Source organism: Micromonospora inaquosa (assembly GCF_003857055.1).
GTDB classification, from domain to species: Bacteria; Actinomycetota; Actinomycetes; order Mycobacteriales; family Micromonosporaceae; genus Micromonospora; species Micromonospora inaquosa.
The window spans coordinates 1-8,412 of record NZ_QGSZ01000087.1 but is presented as its reverse complement, the minus strand read 5'-3'; the positions used below and the strand labels follow the sequence as shown (position 1 = coordinate 8,412).

The following is an 8,412-nucleotide window of genomic DNA, read 5'->3' as shown; positions in this document are numbered from 1 at the left end:
GCCCCACCCCGGTCCGATCACGACCCGAGCAGCCTCACCCTCAGTCACCCACTGGCGACGGACACACGGTGCGCACCTCTGCAAGATCAGCTGTACCTAGCTCTGCACTCCAACGAGTACCCCGACACGTGGTGCTGCCCAGCGTTTCCACCGACGCCAGCCGCTTCACGATGGCGCCCCGCCGGGCCAGCCGGCCGGTGCCCATGGCCAGCGTGAACGCGACTACTGCGGGCAGTCCTTCAGGGATGGCCGCGACAGCGAGCGAGACTGCGGTGACGAACAGGGCGCTGAACTGTTGCCCGCGTACCAGCCCGAGGATGAACACCACCGCGATGACGACCGCGGCGATGATCGCGAGTGTGCGGCTCAACGCGTCGATCTGACGTTGTAACGGGCTCTGCCCGGCCTGCGCGCCGTGCAGCATGTCTGCGATGCGACCCATTTCGGTCCGCATGCCCGTCGCGGTGACCAGCACCTCGCCGCGACCCCGGGTGACCGCCGTGTTCATGTAGACGGTGTTCACCCGGTCTCCGAGGGCGGCAGCCTCGTCGACCTCGACCGGCGTCGATTTGACCACCGGCTGCGCCTCGCCGGTGAGCATCGACTCCTGGATCTCCAGGGACGTCGCCTGCAGCAACCGGCCGTCCGCCGGCACCCGGTCACCGGGCTCGACCACGATCACGTCGCCGGGTACCAGGTCGGCGGCGTCGAGCCGCACGACCCGCCCGTCGCGGCGCACGGTGGCCGTCATGACGCTCATCCGCCGCAACGCATCCAGCGCCGCCTGCGCACGGGACTCCTGCGCGAAGCCGATCACCGCGTTCAGCAAAACGACGAACGCGATAGCCGCCGGCGTCTCCCACTCGCGGCTCACCAGCAACGACACCACCGCCGCGAGCAGCAGGATAATGATCAGCAGATCTTGGAACTGCCGGAGGAACGCCCGCCACCACGGCACCGTCGGTGCCTCGGCGAGCCGATTCGGACCGTACCGCTCCAGCAGGCGCGCAGCCTCCACCGCCGAATGCCCGACGCCCGGCTCCACCCCGAAGTGGTGGGCGACGTCGCTCGCTGGACGAGAGTGCCACGGCGTCGAGTCGATCGATCGGAGGTCGTTCATTCCTTGTCCTTCATGAGAAGGCCTCCTGGCTGGGCTCCGTTAAGGGTGTCCGCCGCGGCGTGAGGCTTCTGGAGCCCGCGTCCGACTGGTTTACATCTGATCACCGTTTCGTCCGGGCCGCCTCACGACGAAACCTGCGTAGGTGCGTCCAGTGTCGCCACCGTGGACGCACCTGCGTGGGGTTCGCAGCCCACTTGTTCCCCGTTTACCGACGTGCTGCGTGCCTGTCTCGGCGAGGTCCCCGCAGGCACTGCAGGACGTCGCAGAGCCGTTTCGGCGATCCGGTCCCGGATTCGGCCATGCGGACCGTCCTGACTACTCCGCCCCGGACCGGGTTGAAACCGCCGCGACGTGGGCGTCGGCGAGTGGCGTTGACACCGCCGGCCGCGCCGGCACCACGATGATCGGCCACGATGCGATCTGCAGGATTCGATCGGTGACATTGTCGAGCACGAGGTTGATCAGCGGTCCATGCCCGCGGTTGCCGACGACGAGCACCTCGGCGGCAGGGATGCCGCCTTCACGCAGCCGCCGGACGATGCGGTGCAGCGAGGCCAGCACGGACCTGTTGTCCTCGACCAGGAAGCCTGCCCGACTGATAGTGACCTCCGGAACGCCGTTGATCATCAACATCGCGCCGGTGACCCGCGCGAGACCCTCCACGGAGGGCAGTGTCTCGGACGCCGCCGCAGAACCATCCGTGGCCCAGGCAATGGTGGTGAACACGGCACCTCCTCAGGATGTCAGCTCTTCTCACCGCGCGCGGACGACGCCGACGCTCGTGACCGGCGTCGGCGACTGTCCGGCACCTCCGCCGATATGCCAGCACCAGCCTGCACCAGCGGACACCCACAGGCGCCGGCCGACTCCGGCCAACTTGATCGTCGTTGGTTGCCGACCCCCTGCAACCGCCGTTGTTCCGCCCCCGGCGATCCTGCCGAACCCCCCGGCGATCCTGCCGAACCCCCCGACAATCTGGCGACCAGCGTGCCAGTCAGAAGTCGGCCTCAGCGGGCCCGCTGAGGCCGGACAAAGCCGGGCTAGGAGCGGAGCGCTGCGGGCATCAGGTCGCCCGACCGGTGCCGACGTACCGCGTGCGGCTCGTGGGCGTGCTCAGCTGCCGTGTGGCGCTGCGCGTCGACGCGGCCGGGGTCACTCTGGGTCAAACCTCGCTCTGGCCGTCCTCACACACTGCGGTGGTGCTGTGGTCCGACATCGAGGCTGTCGTGCTGTGGACGCAACAGGCCGGCCCGGCCACGGTCCCGTACGTCGGGCTGCAGCCGCGCCCCGGCTTGCCGCCGCTGCCGGGCTCGGCGCGCTCGCGCGGCCTGCGGCGGATGAACCGGGCGCTCGTCCCGCACGTGCCGCCGGCCGTCCTCGTCGACAGCCGGCCGGCGACCCTCTGGCGACTGCACCGCCCGAGCATTGAGGCGGCGGTCCGCCACTTCGCACCCGCGGTGGAAATCGTCGACGCGGGCTGAGGGTTCCTCGCCAAGCCCACGAGGCCTTCATGTGGACGTGATGGATATCCGACGATCCGACGGTGGTCCGGTGCGGGCCCAGGACCGGGGGAGCAGGCTGGGAGCAACAGTGTGCACTGAACGTCCTTGAACTGCATCCAACGGCGTCCAACGTCCCCCAACTGCACCCACCAGTGCCTGCGGATCCAGGCTTCCGCAGCTCAGAGCGGGTGGAGCGTCCTGGTTCCCGCGGAGTGCTCCGCGGTTCTTGTCGACGCCGCGTGAAAACTGACCCCGTGGTTCCGGTTGAATTTTGACCCCTTCCGGAAGCATCGGGAGGTGCTGAGCGTGGAGGACTGGGCAGAGATCCGTCGGTTGCACCGGGCGGAGGGGATGGCGATCAAGGCCATCTGTCGCCGGTTGGAGGTCTCGCGGAACACGGTGCGGAAGGCCTTGGCCAGTCATGAGCCGCCTCGTTATCAGCGGGCGGTGAAGGGCTCGATCGTGGATGCGGTGGAGCCGCAGATCCGGGTGTTGTTGGCGGAGTTCCCGGACATGCCGACGACGGTGATCATGGAACGGGTCGGGTGGACCCGGGGTAAGACGGTGTTCGCCGATCGGGTGCAGCAGTTGCGGCCGTTGTTCCGCCGCCCGGATCCCAGCCAGCGCACGGACTATTTGCCGGGCGAGTTGGCGCAGTGTGATCTGTGGTTCCCGCCGGCGGACGTGCCGTTGGGCTTCGGGCAGGTTGGCAGGCCGCCGGTGTTGGTGATGGTGTGCGGCTACTCGCGGTGGTTGTCAGCGGTGATGATCCCGTCGCGGCAGTCGCCGGATCTGCTGGCCGGGCATTGGACCCTGATCTCCGGGTGGGGACGGGTGCCCAAGGCGTTGGTGTGGGACAACGAGTCCGCGGTCGGGCAGTGGCGGGCCGGTCGGCCGCAGTTGACCGAGACGATGAACGCCTTCCGCGGCACCCTGGGCGTCAAAGTGATCCAGTGCCGGCCGGCGGACCCGGAGGCCAAGGGCCTGGTCGAGAGAGCCAACGGCTATCTGGAGACGTCGTTTCTGCCCGGGCGCCGGTTCGGCTCAGCACATGACTTCAACGCCCAGCTGACCAACTGGTTGGCGCGGGCGAACAACCGCCAACACCGGGTGTTGGGCTGCCGCCCCGTGGACCGGTGGGACGCAGACCGGGCCGCGATGCTGGCGCTGCCGCCGGTCGCGCCGGCGGTCGGCTGGCGACAGGCCACCCGCTTGCCACGTGATCATTACGTCCGGTTGGACGCCAACGACTATTCCGTGCACCCGTCGGTCGTTGGCCGACGTGTCGAGGTCACCGCCGACTGCGACCAGGTCCAGGTGTCCTGCGACGGCCGGCTGGTCGCCCAGCATGAGCGTTGCTGGGCCGGACATCAGACGATCACTGACCCGGTCCACCGCCAGGCCGCGGCTGACCTGCGGGCCGCCGCCCAGCACACCCCGGTGCCAGCCGTCAACGCTCAGGTCGAGTGTCGAGCCTTGAGTGACTACGACCGGATGTTCGGCTTGGACGAGGTGGCCGCCTGATGGCCACCAAAACCAACAACCGCAACGTGTCCTCCGAGATCGCGTTCCTCACCCGCGCGCTGAAAGCACCCTCCCTCGCCGCGTCGGTCGAGCGGCTGGGCGAGCGGGCTCGGGCGGAGTCGTGGACGCATGAGGAGTTCCTCGCCGCCTGCCTGCAACGCGAGGTCGCCGCCCGCGAAGCCCACGGCGGTGAAGGACGCATCCGCGCAGCCCGCTTCCCGGCCCGCAAGAGCCTGGAGGAGTTCGACTTCGAGCACCAACGCTCCCTCAAACGGGAGACCATCGGACACCTCGGAACCCTGGACTTCGTGGCGTCGAAAGAGAACGTCGTGTTCCTCGGCCCGCCCGGCACCGGCAAAACCCACCTGTCCATCGGCCTCGGGATCCGGGCCTGCCAGGCCGGACACCGCGTCGCGTTCGCCACCGCCGCCCAATGGGTGTCCCGTCTCGCCGACGCCCACCACGCGGGGCGCCTGCAAGACGAACTGGTCAAACTCGGTCGGATCCCGCTACTGATCGTCGACGAGGTCGGCTACATCCCCTTCGAAGCCGAAGCCGCGAACCTGTTCTTCCAACTGGTCTCCAACCGCTACGAACGCGCCAGCCTCATCGTCACCTCGAACAAGCCCTTCGGCAGATGGGGCGAAGTGTTCGGAGACGACGTCGTCGCCGCAGCCATGATCGACCGCCTCGTCCACCACGCCGAAGTCGTCTCCATGAAGGGCGACAGCTACCGGCTCAAGGACCGCGACCTCGGCCGCGTCCCCGCAGCCATCAAGACCAACGACTGAACATCAACAAACAGCACGGATGTCCGAGTTCCTCTGTACCTCGCCTCCGCACGGGACGGGTAGGAACAGGACCGTGAGTTCCATGCCCTGACGAAACGGGCCGTGGCACGCGCTTCCGATCATGGCGCCCCCGTCCGCGCGTAATTGCCTGCCGCTCGACGCACCAGCACCGCGACGTCTACTGTCCGCGAGCTTCCCTCGCTCGTGCTTTGATCGCGCGGATGACGTCGGTCTTGGCCTTGGCGTAGTCGTTCATGTCATCCCACCGCTTGCTGAGCAAGGTCCGCTTGGTGCTTTCGTAGAGGGTGCGGTCGTCCGCGTCGGAGCGCAGATGATCGCGAAAGAGGAGGTATTCGTCCACGGCGGGATCGTCCCGTTCGAAGACGTGCACGTGGATGTCGTGTGCTGGTGTCCGCACGAGGCGATGCCTCGGCTCGCGGACCCTCAGTTCGTACCCGGCGGCCAGGAGCGCAGGGAGGTAGTCCTCTTCGACGGTGATGTCGTCTACCGTGACCACGATGTCGATGATCGGCTTGGCTGCCAGTCCGGGAACGGACGTGGAACCGATGTGTTCGATCTCGATGTCCGCTGCTGTCAGGGCATCCCGGATCCGCCCCCGATGATCAAGGTAGATGTCTGCCCACCGCTCATCGTAGTTGTGCAGCTCGAGCGCGTGTGAGGCGCACCCTACGAGCTCGACTGTAGTGACGTCCGGTCGGCGCGGCTTGCGGCTCTTGTTCACATGGACATCCTCGCGGAGCCCTCGCGCACGCTGACCGCCCGGGCCGGCTCGTACCGGCAGCCGGGTCGCACGGGCGAGGCGATCACCATCCAGGAGAAGGTGGTCGCCGGCTCGGTGCGGCTGCTCGGTCAGGAGCACCCGGACGCTGGGACCGGAGTCGCCGGGCTGCGGCGTGGAGAGGGCGAAGCCTGAGCGACTGGCTCGACCATCTTGGGGTGCCGTCCCCTTCTGGCGTCGGGTTGGGGTACGCCCCAAATGGAACGCACATGATGCCTATGCCCATGCCGGCATCCCGGACTTGCTGAGCAGAGAGCGTCCACGTAACGGATGGGTGAACTGCTTTATCAGAGAGGGCCCGCCGAGTCTCTGATCCGGCTGGACGCGCACATCGCCCAAGTCGCCCGCTACATCGACAACTTCTTCGGGCTCGACCAGTGGTTCCTCTTCGACACCCAATGGGGGGCGGAACATCCAGACCTGGCCCGCTCACTGCTGCGCTACACAGCTCATTGGGACCAATACGAGGCAAAGCATTGAGATTGGCCTTGGGTTGGTCGTCCCCGCCTTGCCTTTGCCAGCGCCGGCGGGACGTACTCGTCGCCAGCGAGATGGCGTATGCCTTCGCCGGCGTTGGCGGGCGCGTTCGGCGTTCGGCGTTCGGCGGTCCAGTGTGAGCCCTGTTAAGGGGAGCAGGTGGGGAGCAACAGGGTGCCCTGAACGGCCTTGAACTGCGGCCAACGGCAACGAACGGCGCTGTGAGCCTCGCACCACAGGTCGACTGGGATGCGAGCCTGATCGACCTTGAGTTGTTGTGGAGCGGGGACGAGCAGGACGGGCCGTGGCTGATGTCGCTGGGACCGGGCCGCACGGGACACCCTCACGAATGGGGGAGCAGGTGAGGACAAACGAACAGCTAACAGGTAGCCCGCGATGAGCGCACCAAGCGATGTCCTGGTCCCAAGTGGCCGATGTGGGGTCAGTAGTCGAGGTAGATGGGGGCTTCGGCAATTCCGTCGTACACCGTGGCGACCTGCAGTTCGGGGTCGTTGAAAAGATGAGCTACGCCCCGGTATACCGCCACGACCTTCTCTCCGCCGCGCCACCAGGTGTCCGACATGCCGGCGACTTCCGAGAACGGTTCCAGGTTTGACAGATCCAGTCGGTCAACAGCTGCGCCCCGCACCTTGGTGATTTCAGAGGCCCAATGAACAGCCCGGTACGCCAACGCCAGGGACTCGACCCAGCCGGCGACGGACTCGTGCAGCACTGCCCTGCGGTGGCTGTCCTCGATGCCGAATTCCTCACGAGGACCGATGAAAAATCCGTACGGCATGGAGCACCGCTGGTCACCCGCGTCGAACCACCAGTCACCCGTCGAGTCCATCTCGGGCATGTCGCTACGGAAAATCTTCGGGCCACCTTCATAATGTGGCGCCGGAGGTAGCGACAGGCCGCCCCACATGGCTTCGAACGCTGCCATCCGGTCGACAACGGCGGCCGGAATGCCCTGGTTGAGCCAGTGGTCGCGGATGTCGCTGCTCATCTCGCTGTAGAGGCGGTGTCCGTCGCCGTGGACGAAGCTTCGCGCACGCCTGGTCAACGCAGCCGTTATGGGTTTCTCCTCAACAACTCGATCATCGGGGCATGCACATTCTGCCGCTTGGTCGCTCGGCTCTGCCGGGACCTTCTCGTTGGAAAAGACCGTGGTGGTCAGCATCCTCATCTGCCGCCGACCGGGCGCTACGGAGCAAGATCGGGTTCGCGGGCGTCGGGTTTAAGCGGCCGGTGCCGAGAAGGGTGCGTTTGGCAGTCCAGGAACGGCGGGGCGGGTGGCGAAGGTGCTTCAGTCCGTCCCCCTTCCGCCACCACCAGTATCGAAGTTCGCAGCGTCTCCATAGGCAGCGTTCTCCGCGATGGCGGCGGAGTGCCGGTCGGGGACGCCTCGGCCTCGCTGGAAAGTATCGCGGCCCGAGCGCGGCGAGTTGCGGCGTATGGACCGCATTGCGGCTCGCGCGATATCCACCGTCTCTCCGGCGCTCAGCGGCCGACGACGTCTGCGCTTCGAGATCAGGACCGTGATGCCCGTCGCGAGTCCGGTGCCGGCGAGCAAGAGATTCCACTGCATGTCATCACGGTAGAAGATGTTCGCATCGGGACGGTGTACCCGCTGCTGCAGCCGACCGTGAGGGGGCATCGGCAACGGGTGGGTGTGGATGCTGGCTGCTATAGGGTTGTGGAAGTGAAAGTGATGATCAATGACCCGGGTCCTGGCGGTGTATTCGGCCTGCTAGCGGATCGCGGACGACGTGGCGATGACGGTTAACTGGGGTCGGCTTCGGCATGCGTATGGCTGGGCTACCGACACCCCTGGCCACCTGGCTGCGCTGGAGTTCGGTGACGCCGAGGCCCGCAAGGCCGCGCTGGGCCACCTCGACGCCGCGGTGCTGCATCAGGGTTTCCCGGACACGGCGACCGCGCCGGCGGTTCGGGCGGTGACCGCGCTGCTCGCCGATGGACGCGCCCATCCGGACACCGTCGAATCGCTTCTGGAGTTTCTGGGCGACGCGGCGGTGAGCGTGACTGACCTCGCTGAGAAGCACTACTTCGGCTCCCCTCTGTGTCAAGACACCGCCGGGAGGAGAGTTCTATCCTGGGTCTCGGCGGGTCCGGGAAGTGACTTCTCCGAAGAGCCGGCTGGGGGATGAGAGTCGGTCGCGCTGGAGCCAGTTGCCG

At 67.0% G+C, this 8,412-nt stretch carries 10 protein-coding genes; 6 read left to right on the top strand and 4 right to left on the bottom strand.

The annotated features are described in order from the left end of the window. Window positions 1-40: 40 nt before the first annotated feature. Together DLJ59_RS01645 and DLJ59_RS01640 are read right to left on the bottom strand one after the other, a co-directional pair. Entirely contained in the window at window positions 41-1,120 is a 1,080-nt protein-coding gene (locus DLJ59_RS01645) for an HAD-IC family P-type ATPase (protein WP_124770751.1), read from the bottom strand. 315 nt (window positions 1,121-1,435) lie between these two features. Then, window positions 1,436-1,846, bottom strand: a complete 411-nt coding sequence (locus tag DLJ59_RS01640) for a universal stress protein (RefSeq protein WP_124770750.1) — start codon at window positions 1,844-1,846, stop codon at window positions 1,436-1,438. Between the two features lie 353 nt (window positions 1,847-2,199). Here DLJ59_RS01640 and DLJ59_RS01635 point away from each other — a divergent pair, with 353 nt between their 5' ends. From DLJ59_RS01635 to istB, 3 genes are all read left to right on the top strand, one after another. After that, window positions 2,200-2,601 carry a hypothetical protein gene (locus DLJ59_RS01635; protein ID WP_124770749.1) on the top strand — a complete coding sequence of 134 codons (402 nt, stop codon included), beginning with the start codon at window positions 2,200-2,202 and terminating at the stop codon, window positions 2,599-2,601. A gap of 318 nt (window positions 2,602-2,919) precedes the next feature. Further along, entirely contained in the window at window positions 2,920-4,146 is a 1,227-nt protein-coding gene (gene istA / locus DLJ59_RS01630; RefSeq protein ID WP_124770748.1) for an IS21 family transposase, read from the top strand. Then, complete coding sequence (gene istB / locus DLJ59_RS01625) at window positions 4,146-4,937, top strand: IS21-like element helper ATPase IstB (protein ID WP_124770747.1); 792 nt, start codon at window positions 4,146-4,148, stop codon at window positions 4,935-4,937. Before istA ends, istB begins: the two co-directional genes overlap by 1 nt. Window positions 4,938-5,115: 178 nt before the next feature. Here istB and DLJ59_RS01620 read toward each other — a convergent pair whose 3' ends face one another. Beyond that, complete coding sequence (locus DLJ59_RS01620; RefSeq protein ID WP_124770746.1) at window positions 5,116-5,679, bottom strand: GrpB family protein; 564 nt, start codon at window positions 5,677-5,679, stop codon at window positions 5,116-5,118. Between DLJ59_RS01620 and DLJ59_RS01615 the strand changes: the two genes are divergently transcribed. Both DLJ59_RS01615 and DLJ59_RS01610 read left to right on the top strand, forming a co-directional pair. Then, window positions 5,680-5,871 (top strand): tetratricopeptide repeat protein, encoded by a 192-nt coding sequence (locus tag DLJ59_RS01615; RefSeq protein ID WP_158630764.1) that lies wholly within the window; start codon window positions 5,680-5,682, stop codon window positions 5,869-5,871. It abuts the gene before it with no gap. Between the two features lie 135 nt (window positions 5,872-6,006). Then, window positions 6,007-6,216: a hypothetical protein gene (locus tag DLJ59_RS01610; RefSeq protein ID WP_244235783.1), complete on the top strand. Its 210-nt coding sequence runs from the start codon at window positions 6,007-6,009 to the stop codon at window positions 6,214-6,216. A 439-nt stretch (window positions 6,217-6,655) separates the two neighbouring features. Here DLJ59_RS01610 and DLJ59_RS01605 read toward each other — a convergent pair whose 3' ends face one another. Next, entirely contained in the window at window positions 6,656-7,396 is a 741-nt protein-coding gene (locus tag DLJ59_RS01605) for a hypothetical protein (RefSeq protein ID WP_208648521.1), read from the bottom strand. 595 nt (window positions 7,397-7,991) lie between these two features. Here DLJ59_RS01605 and DLJ59_RS01595 point away from each other — a divergent pair. Next, window positions 7,992-8,384 (top strand): hypothetical protein, encoded by a 393-nt coding sequence (locus DLJ59_RS01595; RefSeq protein WP_244235782.1) that lies wholly within the window; start codon window positions 7,992-7,994, stop codon window positions 8,382-8,384. The last annotated feature ends 28 nt before the right edge of the window (window positions 8,385-8,412 follow it).

Coding starts and splice junctions, on each gene's coding strand:
- DLJ59_RS01645 (WP_124770751.1), bottom strand. CDS start 1,120: ATGAACGACCTCCGATCGATCGACTCGACGCCGTGGCACTCTCGTCCA.
- istB (WP_124770747.1), top strand. CDS start 4,146: ATGGCCACCAAAACCAACAACCGCAACGTGTCCTCCGAGATCGCGTTC.
- DLJ59_RS01615 (WP_158630764.1), top strand. CDS start 5,680: ATGGACATCCTCGCGGAGCCCTCGCGCACGCTGACCGCCCGGGCCGGC.
- DLJ59_RS01610 (WP_244235783.1), top strand. CDS start 6,007: ATGGGTGAACTGCTTTATCAGAGAGGGCCCGCCGAGTCTCTGATCCGG.
- DLJ59_RS01605 (WP_208648521.1), bottom strand. CDS start 7,396: ATGCTGACCACCACGGTCTTTTCCAACGAGAAGGTCCCGGCAGAGCCG.
- DLJ59_RS01595 (WP_244235782.1), top strand. CDS start 7,992: ATGACGGTTAACTGGGGTCGGCTTCGGCATGCGTATGGCTGGGCTACC.